The following is a 16,852-nucleotide window of genomic DNA, read 5'->3' as shown; positions in this document are numbered from 1 at the left end:
CGGGCCGCACCCCGGTGCGGCCCGCCGGGCCGATCCCCGCCCCGCACGATCGGAAGTCCCAACGCCATGGCCCACACCCCCCGTCCGAAGGCCCGGCTGCTCGGCCCGGCCGCACTGGCCCTGACCGGCGCCCTCGCGCTCACCGCCTGCTCCTCCTCCGGGACCTCCGGGGGCGGCGGCACCGGCGCCGCCACGGTCAGCAGGCAGAGCAGCAACTCCGCGTACCAGGGCAGCGTGCTGAGCAAGCACTTCGACAAGCCCGACCTCGTCCTGACCGACACCTCCGGGCAGCCCTTCGACCTCCGCAAGCAGACCGCCGGCCGGCCCGTCGTGCTGTTCTTCGGCTACACCAGCTGCCCCGACGTCTGCCCGACCACCATGGGCGACATCGGCGTGGCGATGTCCAAGCTGTCCGCCGAGGAGCAGAAGAAGATCGACGTCGTCTTCGTCTCCACCGACCCGGAGCGGGACACCCCGAAGGTGCTGCGCACCTGGCTGGACTCGATGGGCAAGGGCTTCATCGGCCTCACCGGCGACCTCGCCCGGGTGAAGACCGCCGCCCGGACGGTGGGCGTGGCCGTGCAGGACCCGGTGGTGAACGCGGACGGCTCGGTGACCTCGGCGCACGGCGCCCAGGTGCTGGCCTTCCTGCCCTCCGACGACAAGGCGCACGTGCTGTGGATGGGCAGCAGCACCGTCGAGACCTACACCCACGACCTGGCGCTGCTGGCGAAGGGGGTGCCGGCGTGAGCCGCGCGTTCCGGCGTTCGGCGCTGATCGGCGCGGGACTGTCGGCCGTGCTGGCCACCGGGACGATACTCGTGGCGTGCGGTACGGGATCCGACGACGGACGGGCCGACCTGAGCGTCATCGGCAGCTACGTCCCGCTGCCGGCGCTGCCGGGCGGGATGGGCGCCGGCTACCTCACCGTCCGCAACGACGGCGGGACGGCCGACCGGCTCGTCGCGGTGACCAGCCCGGACGCCGGCTCCGTCACCATGCACACCTCCGGCGAGTCGACGATGACCGCGGTCGACAGCCTCCAGGTGCCGGCCCACGGCTCGCTGCAGCTGGCCCGCGGCGGCCACCACCTGATGATCATGGGATGGCAGAAGCCGCCCGCCGTCGGGGACGAACTGGAACTGGACCTCACCTTCGCCAAGAGCGGCACCATCAGCGTCACCGTGCCGGTGAAGCCGCTCACCTACCGGCCCGGGAGCTGACACTGATGCCGAGGAGAGTCGCCGCGCTGCTGGCCGTGCTGGCGGCGGCCGTAGCCGTGCTGTTCGGGGGCGCCGGCACCGCCGCCGCGCACGCCACACTGGTCTCCACCGACCCGGCGCAGGGGGCGGTCACCGCCACCGCGCCCGCCGCCGTCACGCTGACCTTCAGCGAGGGCGTCTCGCTGACCGCCGACTCCGTCCGGGTGCTCGACCCGGCCGGCAAGCAGGTGGACAACGGCGACGCGGCCCACGCCGACGGCAAGGAGGCCAGCGCCCGGGTCACCCTGCGCCAGGGCCTCGGCAACGGCACGTACACCGTCGCCTGGCGGGCCGTCTCCGAGGACTCCCACCCGGTGGGCGGCGCGTTCACCTTCTCCATCGGCGCGCCCTCGGACACCACGGTCTCGGCCTCCGCGGTGCAGGGCGCCGAACGGGACGCCGTGGTCGCGGCCGCCTACGGCACCGCCCGGACGGTCGCCTACGCGGCCTTCGCGCTGCTGGTCGGCGCGGCCGCCTTCGTGCTGCTCTGCTGGCCGCGCGGGGTGGCCGTGCACCAAGTGCAGCGGCTGCTGATGACCGGCTGGATCGCGCTGCTGGTCTCCACCGTCGCGGTGCTGCTGCTGCGCGGCCCGTACGAGCGCGGCACCGGGATCTCGCAGGCCTTCGACCTGTCGCTGGTGCGGGCCACCCTGGACGAGCGGATCGGCACCGCGCTCGCCGCCCGGCTGCTGCTGCTCGCCGCGGGCGGCGTCTTCCTCTCGCTGCTGGTCGGCCAGCTCGGCCAGGAGCGGACGGCGCAGGAGTCGCCCGACGCCGGGGAGCCGTCGGAGCCGGTGGCCGCCGCGGCCGGGGGAGCCGAGGACGGCGAGGAGGCGGAGCTGCGGGCGCTGGAGCAGCGCGCCGCCGAACGCCCGCTGCGGGACGCCCGGCTCGGTCTCGGCGTGGGCGGCGCGGTGCTCGCCGTCGCCCTGAGCGCGACCTGGGTGGGCGCCGACCACTCCTCGGTCGGCATCCAGGTGCCGCTGGCGCTGCCCACCGCCGCCCTGCACCTGCTGGCGATGGCGTTCTGGCTCGGCGGCCTGGCCACCCTGCTGGTCGGGCTGCGGCACGGCGTGCCGGCCGCGGCGGTCGACCGGTTCTCCAAGGTGGCACTGGCCGCCGTGACGGTGCTGGTCGTGACCGGCGTCTACCAGTCCTGGCGCGGTCTGGGCAGCTGGGGTGCGCTGGTCGACACCGAGTACGGACGGCTGCTGCTGATCAAGACCGGGCTGGTGGCGGTCATGGTCGGCCTGGCCTGGATCTCCCGCGCCTGGGTGGCCCGGCTGCGCACGGCGGGTGAGGCGGACGGCACGGCCTCGGAAGGCACGGCGGAGGCCGCGACGGCCGCGGACGAGGAGGCGGAGGAGCAGGCGGGCGCCGAGGCCGCCGTCGGCAGCAGGCGGGCGGCCGGAGCGGCCGCCGGGGCGGCCGAGGGTTCGGAGGGCGCCGAGGGCGGGGACGACCCGGCGCGCCGTGCCCAGCTGGCCCGCCAGCAGGCCGCCCGCGACCTGGCCTCCGAGCGGCGCACCCGGGACGGCGTCCCGGCCCGTGCCGGGCTGCGGCGGACGGTGCTGCTGGAGTCGGGGGTCGCGGTCGCCGTCCTGGTGGTGACCACCATGCTGACCAACTCGCCGCCCGGCCGGGTGGCCGGGGCGGTCGCCGCGACCTCGCAGTCGCCCACGGCCGCCGCGAGCACGGTGCCGGGCCGGACGGTGGAGCTGAAGCTGCCGTACGACACCGGCGGCAGCACCCCGAACGCCAAGGGCACCGCCACGGTGACGGTCAACCCGGTCGCGACCGGCCCGAACGAGGTGACACTGAAGCTGGACGACAAGTCCGGCAAGCCGGTCTCGGTGCCGGAGGTGCAGCTGGCCTTCACCCTGCCGGACCGGGACCTCGGCCCGCTGCCGGTCACCCTGGCCGCCCAGGGCACCGGGCGCTGGTCGGGCACCGCGCAGCTGCCTCTCGCGGGCAACTGGGTGGTGTCGGTGACCGTGCGTTCCTCGGACATCGACCAGAGCACGGCCACCGAGCAGCTGAAGGTCGGCTGACCACGGCCCGGCCCCGGCCGGCGGCGCCGCGCGCGGCCGGCCGGAGCGGGCGACCACTGGGCGGAACGGTGTCCGGGCGGGCGCCGGGAGTGACTATCGTGGCAGGCCGAGTCCTGCTCAGCACCACCCTTGCGTACGGAGGCGGCATGTCGGCGACCCGCTACACCTATCTCGGGCCGGAAGGCACCTTCACCGAGGCCGCCCTGCGCACGCTGCCGGAGGCGGCGACCCGCGAGCTGGTGCCGCTCGCCTCCGTACCGGCGGCGCTGGACGCCGTGCGGGCGGGCGAGGCCGCCGGGGCGTTCGTGCCGGTGGAGAACTCGGTCGAGGGCGCCGTCACGGCGACCAGCGACGAGCTGGCCTCCGGTGCGCCGCTGATGATCTACCGCGAGGTGCTGCTGCCGATCACCTTCGCGCTGCTGGTGCGTCCGGGCACCTCGCTGGCCGACATCAAGACGGTCACCAGCCACCCGGTGGCCCAGCCGCAGGTGCGGCGCTGGCTGGCGACGAACCTGCCGGACACCCAGTGGGAGGCGGCCGCGTCCAACGCGGACGGCGCCCGGCTCGTCCAGGAGGGCCGGTTCGACGGCGCCTTCGCCGGCGAGTTCGCTGCCGCGCTGTACGGGCTGGAGCCGCTGGTCAGCGACATCCACGACGCCGCGAACGCGACCACCCGCTTCCTGCTGGTGGGCCGGCCGGGGCGGGTCTCCTCGCCGACCGGGCTGGACAAGACCTCGATGGTGGTCTGGCTGCCGGACGACCACCCGGGTGCGCTGCTGGAGCTGCTGCAGGAGTTCGCGGTGCGCGGCATCAACCTGATGCGCATCGAGTCCCGGCCCACCGGCGAGGGCATGGGCAACTACTGCTTCCTGATCGACTGCGAGGGGCACCTGAGCGAGCGGCGGGTCTCCGAGGCGCTGATGGGCCTCAAGCGGATCTGCCCGCAGGTGCGGTTCCTCGGCTCGTACCCGCGGGCGGACCGGGGAGGCCAGCGCCCGGTGCGGCCCGGCACCTCCGACGCGGACTTCTCGGAGGCTGCGGACTGGCTGTCGCGCTGCCTGGACGGCCGCGGGGAGATCTGACCGGTTCGGTCACGGTGCGTGGGCGGCCGCCGGGCGGCCGTTCATCCACAGGCGGGGCGCTTCGTCCACAGGCTGCACGGACTCCGGGTTATCCACAGGCTGCACGTCGAGTCGACAAACCGGTATAGCCACTGCTGGGACTGGTCAGATCATCACATTTAGCTGCAGAGGCGACTCATCGGACCAGAGTCACCCTTCTGTCGGCAAATCACCCGTCCGAGCGAGCGAAATCCCTCACCCGAGAAGGCCCATCGAGGTTTCAAACCTCAATTCCGCCGTGAATCGGGTCGCGCGCCTTGGCTTTCGGTTCGTCCACAGGGCCGGAACGGAGCCTGTGGACAAGTGCCGCCCGCAAGCGTTTCCCACAGGAGTTATCCACAGGATCGCGGGGGTTATCCCCAGGGCGTCCGGGGCTCTCCACGGCCCCGGTCGCGCCCCCGGACGGAACAGCGGCGAACAGGACCGCAGATTCCCGGACGGGAAAGGACAAAACGGCCGGAGTTACCGGTCGGTTCCGAAAACAGTGAATCACGGACTCCGCCCGGAGCCCTCCCCGGGCGCCCGTCCCGGCGAGTCCGGGGCGCGCCCGGCCCGGGTCGGGCGCGGAGTTCGCCGCGAAACCCCGGGGAATCCGGTTCCGGTCCGAGGCCCGCCCACCGGTAGGCTTGGCCCGTGATTGACCTTCGCCTGCTCCGTGAGGACCCCGACCGAGTGCGCGCCTCGCAGCGCGTCCGTGGTGAGGACGTCGACATCGTCGACGCCCTCCTCTCCGCCGACGAGCGGCGCCGGTCCTCGGGCAGTCGCTTCGACGAACTCCGCAACGAGCAGAAGTCGCTCGGCAAGCTCGTCCCCAAGGCCCAGGGCGAGGAGAAGGTCGCGCTGCTCCAGCGCACCAAGGAGCTCGCCGCCGAGGTGAAGGCCGCCGACGCCGAACAGAACGAGGCCAAGGAGGAGGCGGACCGCCTGCTCCGCTCGCTGGCGAACCTCATCGACCCGGCCGCCCCGGTCGGCGGCGAGGAGGACTTCGTCACGCTGGAGGAGGTCGGCACCCCGCGCGACTTCGCCGCCGAGGGCTTCGAGCCCCGCGACCACGTCGAGCTCGGCCAGATCCTGGGCGCGATCGACACCGAGCGCGGCGCCAAGGTCGCCGGCGCCCGTTCGTACTACCTGACCGGTGTCGGCGCGCTGCTGGAGCTCGCCCTGGTCAACATGGCGATGGCGCAGGCCACCGCGGCCGGCTTCACCGCGATGATCACCCCGGCGCTGGTGCGTCCGGCGGCCATGGACGGCACCGGCTTCCTCGGCCAGGCCGCCGAGAACGTGTACTACCTCCCCGAGGAGGAGCGGTACCTGGTCGGCACCAGCGAGGTCCCGCTCGCCGCCTACCACATGGACGAGATCCTCGACGGCGGCCAGCTGCCGCTGCGCTACGCGGGCTTCTCGTCCTGCTTCCGCCGCGAGGCCGGCACCTACGGCAAGGACACCCGCGGCATCATCCGGGTCCACCAGTTCGAGAAGGTGGAGATGTTCGTCTTCACCTCGCCGGAGGAGGCCGAGGCGGAGCACCGCCGCCTGCTCCAGTGGGAGAAGGACTTCCTCAACGCGCTGGAGCTGCCCTACCGGGTGATCGACGTCGCCTCCGGCGACCTCGGGTCCTCGGCGGCGCGCAAGTTCGACATCGAGGCGTGGATCCCGACCCAGGGCAAGTACCGCGAGGTCACCTCGACCTCCAACACGACCGAGTACCAGTCGCGCCGGCTCTCCATCCGGATGCGCGAGGACGGCAAGGTCCGCCCGCTGGCCACGCTGAACGGCACCCTGGTCGCCGTCCCGCGCACCATCGTGGCGATCCTGGAGAACCACCAGCAGGCCGACGGCTCGGTGGTCGTGCCCGAGGCGCTGCGGCCCTTCCTCGGCGGCCGCTCGGTGATCGAGCCCGTCGCCAAGTGAGCACCGCCCCCGGTGGCGGCCTGCCGTACCGGCTGGTCGCCACCGACCTCGACGGGACCCTGCTCACCTCCGCCGAGAAGGTGAGCGCGCGGACGCTGGACGCCCTCGCGGGCGCGGTCGACGCCGGGGCCCGGCACATCATCGTGACCGGCCGCTCGGCGGCCTGGGCCCGCCCGGTCTTCGACGAGATCGGCTACACGGGCATAGCGGTCTGCGGCCAGGGCGCCCAGGTGTACGACGCCGGGGCGCACCGGCTGCTCACCTCGCTCACCCTGGACCGGCAGGTGGCCGCCCGGGCGCTGGCCGCGATCGAGCAGCTGACCGGTCCGCTGGCGGTGGCCGCCAACCAGGACGGCCCGGACGGCCGGGTGCTGGCCGGTCCGGGGTTCCGGCTGCGGATCGGCACCGAGCTGCCGGTGGTGCACGCCGCCCGTGAGGAGCTGCTCGCGGAGCCGGTGGCCAAGCTGTACGTCCAGCACCCGGTGCTCTCCGACGACGCCCTCGCGGCGGCCGCGGTGCAGGCGGCCGGGGGGCTGGTGGGTGTGGTGATGGCCGGTCCGGGCGTGGTCGAGCTGCTGCCGCCGGGGCTGTCCAAGGCGACCGGGCTCGCGGTGGCCGCGATGCGGCTCGGGGTGAAGCGCACCGAGACCATCGCCTTCGGCGACATGCCGAACGACGTCCCGATGTTCGCCTGGGCCTCGTACGGGGTGGCGATGGCGGGTGCGCACGAGGAGCTGCGGGCGGTGGCCGACGAGGTGACCGCCGGCAACGACGAGGACGGCGTGGCCGTGGTGCTGGAGCGGGTCTTCGGCCTGGCCTGAGCCGGCCGCCCGCCCTCCGTCGCGTCGTCCGCGACGGCGGGGCCGCCGGGCCGGTGGTGCCGGCCCGGCGCGGCCCGGTCAGCCGTAGCTGACGTTGGAGCAGGGGTCGTCGTCCGCGGACCGGGCCTCCTTGGCGACGCTGGACGGCAGGGTGCTGGGCACCGCGCTCGCCGCGCCGCCGGACCCGCCGGCGTAGTCCGCACCGAGCACCAGGCTGATGCCGGCCTTGGTGGAGGACTGCAGGGTGGCACCGGGGAAGAGCTTGGCCACCTGCTCGGCGCTCTCCTTCTGGCCGGGGCCGTACTGGACGAGCGTCTTCTCGTGGTTCTGCGCGGCGGCGTTGCCCCGCGACGTGATGGTGAAGCCGGAGCCGCTGAGGGTGGTGGCCGCCCTGGTGGTGAGCCCGCTGGTCAGGGTGCCGTTGTAGACGCCGACCTTGATGCCGGCGCCGTCCACGGCGACCGGGGTCGGGGTGGGGGCGGGCGCCGCGGAGGCCGAGGCGCCCGTGTCGGCGCTGGCGTCCTGGCCGTCCAGGGTGCGGTCGGCCTTGAGGGCCTGCCACAGGGTGTCGACGTCGGGGTGGACGAGGTCGATCCGGGCGCCGGAGAACTTCCACGGCGTGGTCAGGAACTTGATGTTGTGGAGGTCGATGTCCTTCATCTGCATGGCGAAGGAGATCAGCTTGGCCGGGGAGTTCAGGCCCGGGTCGACGATCATCGACTTGGTGGCGGCGTCGGCGAGCGGCAGCAGCGTGGTCGGGTCCATGCCCTTGCTCTTGACGCTCTTGATCAGCGAGGCCATGAAGGCCTGCTGGCGCTTCATCCGGCCGACGTCGGAGCCGTCGCCGATGCCGTGCCGCAGCCGGACGTAGTCGAGCGCGGCCTTGCCCTCGACCTTCTGCTCGCCCTTGGGGTAGAGCTGCTTGCCCTTCCTGCCCAGGTTGGGGTTGAGGTCGCCCTCGTAGATGGCGTTCGGGAGGCAGACGTTGACTCCGCCGACCGCGGAGGTCATCGCGGAGAACCCCTCGAAGTTCACCACCATGGTGTGGTCGACGCGTATGTTCGTGAGCGCCTCGACCGTGTTCTGGGTGCAGGCCGGGTTGCCTTCCTCGGTGTTGCCGGTCGAGAAGGCGCTGTTGAACATGACGTCGGTCTTCTTCTTCGTCCACTGGCCGTCCGGCAGTTTGCACGGCGGGATGTCGACCAGGGCGTCGCGGGGGAAGGAGACGCCGACGGCGTGCTTGTGGTCGGCGTAGACGTGCAGCAGGATCGTCGTGTCCGAGCGGGCTCCGCCGTCCTCGCCGCCGCCGAGGTCCTTGTTGTCGCCGCTGCGCGAGTCGGAGCCGATCAGCAGGACGTTGATCGGGGTGTGGCCGTTGGCGTCCGGGGTCGCGGCGTCGGGCCGGTTCTTGCTGAGGCCGTCGCCGTCGAACGCCTTGATGTTGCCGCTGAACTTCAGGTAGAGCGCACCGCCCGCGGCGGTGGCGAGGCCGAGCGTCGCGACCGCGACCCAGACGACGACCTTCTTGCGGCCCTTCGGTCTCTTGCGGGACCTGCGGGCGTCCGCCCGGCCGCTGCCGGAGCCGTCGTCCCCGCCGCCACCGCGGCCGCCCTGCTGGGCCCGCCGGGCCTCGGCACGGCCGCCCTGGCGGGGTACCCGCGGGTCCTGCTCCTCGCTGCGGCGCGGCCGGGGCGCGGCGGGACGGCGCGGGGGCGCGGTGAACGCGTCGTCACGGTGCGGAGCGTCGTGGCGGTAGCCGTCCTGGTACGGGGCATCGTCGTGCCACCAGCCGGCGTCGTGGTCCGACGCCCCCGCCCTCTGGCCTGACATTCGTACACCTTCCACCGGCGCAGCCAACACGTGCCGCAGCAACGCACCCTGGTGGAGTACTGCCGCGTGAGCTTCTGCGGAGCATATAAAGGCATCATTGAAGAGTCACGGTCCGGGCCGCCGATTGCACAATCGGACAAGTACCGTGGCCGACTCTCGAAGGAGATGCGACGAACTCGGGAGTAGCCGATTCTAGGTCGGTTGTTCCTCCAGTCCAGTTGTAGGATGACTGGGCAAGCCGACCTCCGAGCCGCGAAGGGAGCCCCGCCATGCCCGGCCGCACCGACGGACTGCACGCCGCAGGGCGCCGCTCCCTGGTCGACGAGACCATCGAGCAGCTGCGTGCGCAGCTCGGCGCGGGCGCGTGGCAGGTCGGGGAGCGCATCCCCACCGAGCACGAGCTGGCCGAGCGGCTGCAGGTCGGACGGAACACCGTGCGGGAGGCCGTCCGGGTGCTGGTGCACGCCGGGATGCTGGTCTCCCGGCAGGGCGAGGGCACCTTCGTCCGCTCCACCACCGACCCGGGTGCGGTGCTGCGCGGCGTGCAGCGCTCCGGCGTCCGGGACGTGCTGGAGGTGCGGGCCGCCCTGGAGGCCGAGGCCGCCCGGCTGGCCGCCGTCCGGCACACCCCCGAGGACGTCGCCCGGATGCGCGCGGCGCTGGACCGGGAGGCCGAGGTGATGGCCACCCATTCCGAGCGGGCCGGCCGCGAGGCCACCGTCGAGCACGACCTGGAGTTCCACACCGCCGTGGTCGAGGCGGCCCACAACCCGGCGCTGGCCGAGCTGTACCGCTACTTCGGCGCCTCGGTGCGCGAGGCGATGCGGACGGCCTTCGGCGACCACGAGATGCCGGAGGTCTCGCTGGAGACCCACCGGGCGCTGGTCGACGCGGTGGAGAGCGGCGACCCCGACCGCGCCGAGGCGGCCTGTCGCGCGCTGCTGGCGGGGCCCACGGCCGCCGTCGAGCAGCTGATCGCCGCCATCGCGGCCAGGAAGTGACGACGGGGCCGAGCGCCCGCCCCCGCACTCCCGACCCCTGACGCACCGAATCCGAAAGAGCTCTGCCCACGATGGCGGTCACCCGCACCCCGCAGCCCCTCGCCACCCCGGTGGTCCGTACCCGCACCGCTCTCGCGCACCCCGCGCTGATGCTCGCCGGCATCCTGCTCGTCGCCCTGAACATGCGGGCCTGCCTGGCGGCGATCTCGCCGATGGTCGGGGAGATCCAGCGCTCGCTGGGCCTCTCGGCCACCGCGAGCGGCCTGATCACCACCGTGCCGGTGCTCTTCCAGGGCGTCGGCGCCCCGCTCACCCCCCGGCTGACCCGGCGCTTCGGCGCCGAGCGGGTCGTGCTCGGCGCCGTGCTGGTGCTGGGCGGCGGGGTGCTGCTGCGGGTGCTGCCCTCGTCGGCCGCGCTGTACGCCGGGTGCGTGGTGATCGGCGTGGCGATCGCCGTGCTGAACGTGTCGATGCCGTCGCTGGTCAAGCGGGAGTTCCCGCACCGGGCCGCCGCGATGACCGGCGTCTACTCCACCACCATGCTGGTCGGCGCCACCCTGGCGGCCGGTGTGTCCGTCCCGCTGGAGCAGGTGCTCGGCGGCGGCTGGCGGGCCTCGCTCGGCGCCTGGTCGCTGCTGGCCCTGGTGGCGGCGCTGGCCTGGCTGCCGCAGCTGCTGCTCGCCCGCCGGACGCAGTCGCCCGGCACCGCCGCGGCCGCCCCGCGGACCGCTCCCGCCGCCGTGGGCCGCGGCCCGTGGCGCTCGGCGACGGCCTGGCGGATCAGTGCCTTCATGGGCATCTCGTCGCTGCTGGTCTACAGCCTGGTCGCGTGGATGCCGACCGTGCTGGCCGACCACGGGATGGACCGCGGGGAGGCCGGCCTGGTCTTCGCCTTCTCCAACCTGGTGCAGGTGGCCGGGGCCTTCCTGGTGCCGCTGATCGCCGGCCGGATGACCCGCCAGCGGGCGCTGGCCGTCGCGATGGCCGCCCTCAACGGCGTCGGCATCGCGGTGCTGCTGCTCGCCCCGGTCTCCGGCGCCTGGGCGGCGGCCGCCGTCCTCGGCGTCGCGCAGGGCGGTTCGCTGGGCCTGGCGCTGGCCTTCATCGTGCTGCGCACCGACAGTGCGGCGGGCGCCGCCCGGCTGAGCGGGATGGCCCAGGCGGTCGGCTACCTGGTGGCGGCGGCCGGGCCGGTCGGCGCCGGGGCGCTGCACCAGGCGACCGGGGGCTGGACGGTGCCGCTGGCCCTGCTGCTGGTGCTGGCGGGCGGGGCCGCCGCGGCGGGCTGGGGGGCGGGACGGGACGTCACCGTCCGGTGAGGCCCGTCCCCTCGCCCCGGTGGGTCACTCCTCGCCGGCGAGGGTGAGACCGCCGAGCCGGACGGCCGCCAGCAGCGTGGAGGCCACGGCCACGACGACGAGCAGCGGTACGGCCACGCCGAGCGCGACGTCCGCGGTGACCGAACCCTGGACGGCGATCGACTTGGCCACCGACAGGCCCCACTGCTGGACGCTGAGGGTCCGGGCGCCGGGCACGAAGTTGCCGACCACGCTCTCCCAGACCAGCGCGTAGCCGAGACCGGCCACCACCGCGTGCCGGGTGGCGACGCCGAGCAGCAGGAAGAGCGCGCTGTAGACGGCGCCGGCGACCAGCGTGCCGGCGGTGTAGGCGACGGCCAGACCGTCCCGGGTGCCGCAGAGCAGCAGGCCGGCGATCAGGGTGGGCACGGCGGCGAGCACCCAGGTCGTGGCGACGGCCACGGCGAGCTTGGTGGTGACGATCCAGTGCCGGGGCAGCGGCTTGGCCAGCAGGTAGACGATCGAGCCGTCCTCGATCTCGGTGGCGATGACGCCGGTGCCGACCACCAGCGCCAGGATCGGCAGCAGGGTGCCCATCCCGAGCCGGCCGAGCACGGTGGCGGCGAGGTCCTCCGGGGCGTCGGCGGTCAGCCGGGCGATGACGGCGACGAGCAGCAGCAGGGCGGGCACGACCAGCAGCAGGATGCCGCGGCGGCGCCCCAGCAGGCCGCGCACGGTCAGCCTGGCGACGGTCACGTTCACGGTTCGGCCTTCCTTCGGGCGAGGTTTCGGGCGTGGGTTTCGGACGTGGCTTCGGATGGGGGCCCGGCGGGCCGGGCGGGGCTCCGGGCCCGCTCAGGAGGCGACGAGGTAGGAGAAGACGCTCTCCAGCGACTCGTCGGCCGGGGACACCGTGTACAGCCGGATGCCGGCGTCCTTGGCGACCCGGGGGAGCAGGGTGGTGAAGCCCTGGAAGTCGACCGCCTGGATGCGCAGGGCGCGCTCCTGGCCGTCGAACTCGATGCCGGTGGTGGAGCCGTCCGCGATCAGGGCGGCGGCCAGCCGGCGGTCGTCGCTGGAGCGGACGAGGTAGCGGTGCGGGCGGTTGGTCATCAGCCGCCGGATCCTGCGGAAGTCGCCGGAGGCGGCGTGCCGGCCCGCGACCACGACCTCGATGTGCCGGGCGAGCTGCTCGACCTCCTCCAGGATGTGCGAGGAGAAGAGCACGGTGCGGCCCTCGGCGCCGAAGCCCCGCAGCAGCTCCATCAGCTGGAGGCGCTGGCGGGGGTCCATGCCGTTGAAGGGCTCGTCGAGCAGCAGCACGGCGGGGTCGTGGACGAGCGCGGAGGCCATCTTGACCCGCTGCTTCATGCCCTTGGAGTAGGTGCCGGTCTTCCGGTCCTGGGCGTACTCCATCTCGACCAGGCCGAGGGCGCGCCGGGCGGCGGCACCCGGGTCGGCGAGACCGTGCAGCTCGGCGTTGGCGAGGACGAACTCCCAGCCCGTCAGGTAGTCGTACATCGACTCCCGCTCGGGGACGAGGCCGATCGCCCGGTACGCCTCCTGGTTGCGCCAGATCGGCGTGCCGTCGAGGGAGACCTCGCCGGCGGACGGCGGCAGGAAGCCGCTCATCATGTGGATCAGGGTGGACTTGCCGGCGCCGTTGGGGCCGAGCAGGCCGGTGACGCCCGGCCCGATCTGCATGGAGACGTCGTTCACGGCGACGACGTTGCCGAACCAGCGGGAGACCCGGTCGATGGTGATGACGGCCATGGCGAGCTCTCAGATCTTCCGGTAGCGGCGGTCGGTGAACCAGTAGCAGGCGCCGGCGATCAGCAGGATCTCGACGCCGAAGAGCACGGCGGCCCCGGCACCGGGGGCGTGCACCACGCGCGAGTCGGTGACCAGGCCGAAGAGCCGGTTGGTGAAGCCCTCGACGAGCCAGCTCGGCGAGAGCATCGCGGCCCAGTTGGCCTTCTCCGGGACGTCGGCCCACTCGCCGCCGGCGAGCACGTAGACGAACCGGGCGATGACGCTGCTGACCGCCATCACGCCCATGATCGACGCCACGCCGAAGCCGCGGCGCGGGGTGCTCGCCGCGATCAGCATGCCGATCGCGGAGTACAGCAGCGCGTAGAACAGGGCGGTGGCCAGTCCGTAGAGCAGGTGGACGGTGTGGTGGCCGAAGTCCATCCGGCCGAGCAGCGCGCCGAGGTACAGCACCAGCAGCGGGCCGGCCATGACGATCAGCATCGCGCTGGACAACGCCGCGAACTTGGCCCGCACGTAGTCGGCACGGGTGATCGGACGGGAGAAGTACAGCGGCACGGTGTGGTGGCGCAGGTCGCGGGAGAGCAGCACCGGCGCCTGGGCGGCGAGGAAGATCCAGGTCAGCACGCCGGTCAGGCCGAGGAACTCGGCGTAGTCCAGGACGGGCTTCTCCATCTTCATGAAGATCTGGACGGCGGACAGGATCAGGGCGAAGAGCAGCGGCACCGCCAGCACCAGCATCGGCAGCACCTTGGAGCGGCCGGAGCGGCCGAGACCGAAGGCGGCGCGCAGGCTCTGCTCGTACAGCGAGCGGGTGGCGTAGCCGCGGCCCAGCCTGGGGCCCTCGTAACGGCGGTAGCCGATGTTGTGGATCACTCCGCCGTCGGCGGCGGTGCGGGCGTCAGGAGACGGATGCATCTGCGGGACCTCCTGTCCGCTCGGCGCGGTCGGCGGGCTGGGTGAAGATCTCGGCGACCCGGTGGCGGCGCTGCTCCAGGCGGACCAGACCGAGGCCGAGGTCGGCGACGGTGTCGCGGACGGTGTCGTACGTGCTGTCGTCCTCGATCTCGACGAGCAGGATGCGGGCGCCGTCCATGGCGACGGAGAGCCCGGCCGCGGCGAGGCGCTCGCGGACGGCCGCGTCCGGGTCGGCGAGGGCGTCCTGCGGGTGGTCGGTGACCTCGACCGCGAGGACCCGGGTGGCCTCGGTGAAGGAGGCGGTGGAGGACGAGCGCAGCAGCTTGCCGCCGTCGATCACCACGAGGTGGTCGCAGGTGCGCTCCAGCTCGCCGAGCAGGTGCGTGGTGACCAGCACCGAGATGCCGAAGTCGGTGTGCACGCGGCGGATCAGGCCCAGCATCTCGTCGCGGCCGACCGGGTCGAGGCCGTTGGTCGGCTCGTCGAGCAGCACCAGCTGCGGGTCGTGGACGAGCGCCTGGGCGAGCTTGACCCGCTGCTTCATGCCCGTGGAGTAGCCGCCCATCGGGCGGTAGCGCTCCTCGTACAGGCCGACGTGGCGCAGGATGTCGGCGGTGCGCTCGCGGGCGGCCGCGGCGGGCAGGCCGGTCATCCGGGCCATGTGCACCACGAACTCAGTCGCGGAGACGTCCGGCGGCAGGCAGTCGTGCTCGGGCATGTAGCCGACCCGCTCGCGGATCGCGGCGCCCTCGGTGGCGATGTCGAGGCCGAGCACCCGGCCGGTCCCGGAGGTGGCCGGGGAGAGCCCGAGCAGGATCTTGATCAGGGTGGACTTGCCCGCACCGTTGGCGCCCACCAGGCCGACCACCCCGGGCTGCACCTCTACGGTCAGCTGGTCGAGGGCGGTGACCCGGGGGAACCTCTTGGTGAGGCCGTCCGTTGCGATGACTGTGGACACGTCCCTCAACGTAGTGGTGCGGGGCCGCCACGGGAATGAGCTGGGATGACGAGCCCGGCGTGATCCTCCGGTATGACGGGGCGGCGACGTCCCCTAGGGGTCGCCGCCGCCCGTGACCTGCCGGGGCCGGTCCGTCGGCCCGGCATCGGCCCGGAATCACCGCAGCGGCTGCGACTGCGGCAGGGCCACCTGGCGGTGGGCTCCGGCCGTCCCCGGTGCCGCCTGAGCGGCGGGCGCAACGAGCGGCGGTTCCTCCGGTGTCAGTCCTCTGCGGATCCCGGCTCCGCCGCCGTCCCGGGAGCGGCGGCCGACGGCCCGTCAGCGGCGGGCCCGTCCGCGGTGGGCTGAGCGGGCGTCGGCTCGGCGGCGGGGGCGCCGGGCTGGCCCGGGACGTACGCGGCCGGCGCGCCGCCCAGCCCGGCGGCCTCGGCGAGCGCGACGTCCAGGCTCTCCCGCCGGATCCGGCGGTCGATGTACAGCAGGCCGTTGGTGAGCGGCGTCAGCGGGACGGTGAGCGCGGTGGCGAGCACGACGCCGATCACCGTGCAGAAGGCGAAGGTCACCAGTGCGGCCACGCTCGGCGGGGACGCCTGCGCGTACGGGTCTCCCGCCGCCGTGCTCCCCGTCGAGGCGAACAGCACGAACATGCCGACCACCATGCACGGCACCGCGACGATCTGGGCGGCGAAGGAACCGACCAGTCCGACGATGTACGGGATGCCCAGGCTGCGCCACCAGTTGCCCTCGTTCAGCCGCCAGGCGCGGCGGATCGCGGCGACCGGCCGGGCGTCCTCCAGCACCAGGACGGGCACCTCCAGGACCAGGCGCACCTGCACGTAGACCGCACCCACCCAGCCCGGCAGGAAGAACAGCGCGCCCAGGACGAGTCCCGCCTCGGAGCCGAACAGCAGCCCGGCGAGCACCGGGAGCACGAAGGAGGCCACCAGGATGCCCGCGCAGATCAGGCCGGTGAGCAGCTGCGTCGCCAGCACCCGCCACAGCACCGGCCGTGCCTCGGCCCAGACCTGCCGGGTGGAGATCCTGCGGCCGATCACGGCGTACCGCACCACCACCGTGGCGGTCGCCGAGGCGACGGCGGAGAGCGCCGCCAGGACCACCAGGAGGAGCAGGAAGGCGCCGGCGACGGTCGCCGCCACGGCGACCGCGTCCGCCGTGGAGGGCAGATCGTCGTTGTGGAGGGCCTGCCACGGCCCGTCCAGTGCGACGGCGGCGACGGCGGCGAACGCGCCGAACGCCGCGACGGCGGCCAGGGCCGTCCACATCACCGGCACGAGCAGGGCGGCCGGGTAGCGCTGCACGGTCGCGAAGACGCCCGAGATGATCTCGCCGACGCCCAGCGGCCGGAGCGGCACCACCCCGGGCTTCGGCGCCTCCACGACGTACCCCCAGGGCACCCCGCCGGGTGCGCCCGGTCCGTACTGCGGCCCGCGCCAGTCCCCGTTGCTGCTCATCGCCGGTCCTCTCCCCTCGACCCGCCGCAGCCGCGGCGCGAGACCGAAGCGTAGAAGGCGCCCCCGCCGCCCACCGCCGGGGGGTCGGGGACGAAGCACCGAGAGCGGGCGGCGCCGCCGTTCGCCACACCTGTGGAGGGGCACCGCGCCTGACGACGAGTCGTCCCTCGACACCGCGGAGGACCACCTGCCCCACGACGTCGGCAGGTCACCGAGAGCGGGGGAATCCGGCTCACGCCCGGTACGGCGTCCCCGAAGGTCGAGGAACGCGACGATCGGCCCGGCCGGGGGCGTCTTCAGCGTCGCGCTCGGACGGGACGGTGGCGACGTAGGGTCGGGACATGCGCTTGAGTACCGTGATCCTCCCCATCCACCGGTGGAGCGAGGGGCAGAAGATCTGGCGGCGGGCCGAGGACCTCGGCTTCCACGCCGCCTACAC

Annotated in this window: 14 protein-coding genes and 1 pseudogene; 9 read left to right on the top strand and 6 right to left on the bottom strand. The window is 73.6% G+C overall.

Translation table 11 applies throughout. The features are described 5' to 3' along the window. The first annotated feature begins 66 nt into the window (after window positions 1–66). From IE98_RS0121015 to IE98_RS0120990, 6 genes are all read left to right on the top strand, one after another. Window positions 67–750, top strand: a complete 684-nt coding sequence (locus IE98_RS0121015) for an SCO family protein (RefSeq protein WP_030271098.1) — start codon at window positions 67–69, stop codon at window positions 748–750. After that, a complete protein-coding gene (locus IE98_RS0121010) occupies window positions 747–1,223 on the top strand; it encodes a copper chaperone PCu(A)C (RefSeq protein WP_030271097.1) in 477 nt (158 codons plus the stop codon). Before IE98_RS0121015 ends, IE98_RS0121010 begins: the two co-directional genes overlap by 4 nt. A gap of 5 nt (window positions 1,224–1,228) precedes the next feature. Further along, window positions 1,229–3,313, top strand: a complete 2,085-nt coding sequence (locus tag IE98_RS0121005) for a FixH family protein (RefSeq protein WP_030271095.1) — start codon at window positions 1,229–1,231, stop codon at window positions 3,311–3,313. A 146-nt stretch (window positions 3,314–3,459) separates the two neighbouring features. Continuing rightward, a complete protein-coding gene (pheA, locus tag IE98_RS0121000) occupies window positions 3,460–4,395 on the top strand; it encodes a prephenate dehydratase (protein WP_030271093.1) in 936 nt (311 codons plus the stop codon). A gap of 672 nt (window positions 4,396–5,067) precedes the next feature. After that, the gene (gene serS / locus IE98_RS0120995) at window positions 5,068–6,345 is read left to right on the top strand and encodes a serine--tRNA ligase (RefSeq protein WP_078661179.1); all 1,278 of its coding nucleotides are present in this window, start codon (window positions 5,068–5,070) and stop codon (window positions 6,343–6,345) included. Beyond that, window positions 6,342–7,166 (top strand): HAD family hydrolase, encoded by an 825-nt coding sequence (locus tag IE98_RS0120990; RefSeq protein WP_030271089.1) that lies wholly within the window; start codon window positions 6,342–6,344, stop codon window positions 7,164–7,166. Before serS ends, IE98_RS0120990 begins: the two co-directional genes overlap by 4 nt. A 78-nt stretch (window positions 7,167–7,244) precedes the next feature. On the opposite strand, the gene IE98_RS0120985 is transcribed toward IE98_RS0120990, so the two are convergent. Next, a complete protein-coding gene (locus tag IE98_RS0120985) occupies window positions 7,245–8,996 on the bottom strand; it encodes an LCP family protein (RefSeq protein WP_030271087.1) in 1,752 nt (583 codons plus the stop codon). A 269-nt stretch (window positions 8,997–9,265) separates the two neighbouring features. Here IE98_RS0120985 and IE98_RS0120980 point away from each other — a divergent pair, with 269 nt between their 5' ends. Together IE98_RS0120980 and IE98_RS0120975 are read left to right on the top strand one after the other, a co-directional pair. After that, window positions 9,266–9,997: a FadR/GntR family transcriptional regulator gene (locus tag IE98_RS0120980; protein WP_030271085.1), complete on the top strand. Its 732-nt coding sequence runs from the start codon at window positions 9,266–9,268 to the stop codon at window positions 9,995–9,997. Window positions 9,998–10,068: 71 nt separating this feature from the next. Then, window positions 10,069–11,316 carry an MFS transporter gene (locus IE98_RS0120975; RefSeq protein ID WP_030271083.1) on the top strand — a complete coding sequence of 416 codons (1,248 nt, stop codon included), beginning with the start codon at window positions 10,069–10,071 and terminating at the stop codon, window positions 11,314–11,316. A gap of 24 nt (window positions 11,317–11,340) precedes the next feature. Here IE98_RS0120975 and IE98_RS0120970 read toward each other — a convergent pair whose 3' ends face one another. The 5 genes from IE98_RS0120970 to IE98_RS0120950 all read right to left on the bottom strand — a co-directional run bounded on the left by IE98_RS0120970 (window position 11,341) and on the right by IE98_RS0120950 (window position 16,413). After that, window positions 11,341–12,057 (bottom strand): ABC transporter permease, encoded by a 717-nt coding sequence (locus IE98_RS0120970; RefSeq protein ID WP_030271081.1) that lies wholly within the window; start codon window positions 12,055–12,057, stop codon window positions 11,341–11,343. A gap of 93 nt (window positions 12,058–12,150) precedes the next feature. Then, window positions 12,151–13,068: an ABC transporter ATP-binding protein gene (locus tag IE98_RS0120965; RefSeq protein ID WP_030271079.1), complete on the bottom strand. Its 918-nt coding sequence runs from the start codon at window positions 13,066–13,068 to the stop codon at window positions 12,151–12,153. A 9-nt stretch (window positions 13,069–13,077) separates the two neighbouring features. After that, complete coding sequence (locus tag IE98_RS0120960) at window positions 13,078–13,983, bottom strand: ABC transporter permease (protein ID WP_030271076.1); 906 nt, start codon at window positions 13,981–13,983, stop codon at window positions 13,078–13,080. Then, window positions 13,967–14,941, bottom strand: a complete 975-nt coding sequence (locus IE98_RS0120955; RefSeq protein ID WP_030271074.1) for an ABC transporter ATP-binding protein — start codon at window positions 14,939–14,941, stop codon at window positions 13,967–13,969. The genes IE98_RS0120960 and IE98_RS0120955 overlap by 17 nt, the downstream gene beginning before the upstream one ends. Before the next feature lie 260 nt (window positions 14,942–15,201). Then, the gene (locus tag IE98_RS0120950; protein WP_030271072.1) at window positions 15,202–16,413 is read right to left on the bottom strand and encodes a DUF7544 domain-containing protein; all 1,212 of its coding nucleotides are present in this window, start codon (window positions 16,411–16,413) and stop codon (window positions 15,202–15,204) included. Window positions 16,414–16,754: 341 nt separating this feature from the next. Between IE98_RS0120950 and IE98_RS48125 the strand changes: the two are divergent. Then, window positions 16,755–16,852 (top strand): annotated as a pseudogene (locus IE98_RS48125) (LLM class flavin-dependent oxidoreductase); the annotation flags it as partial.

It is taken from the genome of Streptomyces sp. NRRL B-24484 (assembly GCF_000717715.1).
Lineage (GTDB): Bacteria > Actinomycetota > Actinomycetes > Streptomycetales > Streptomycetaceae > Kitasatospora.
The sequence above is the reverse complement of the archived record's forward strand: the minus strand, read 5'-3'. Positions and strand labels throughout refer to the sequence as shown.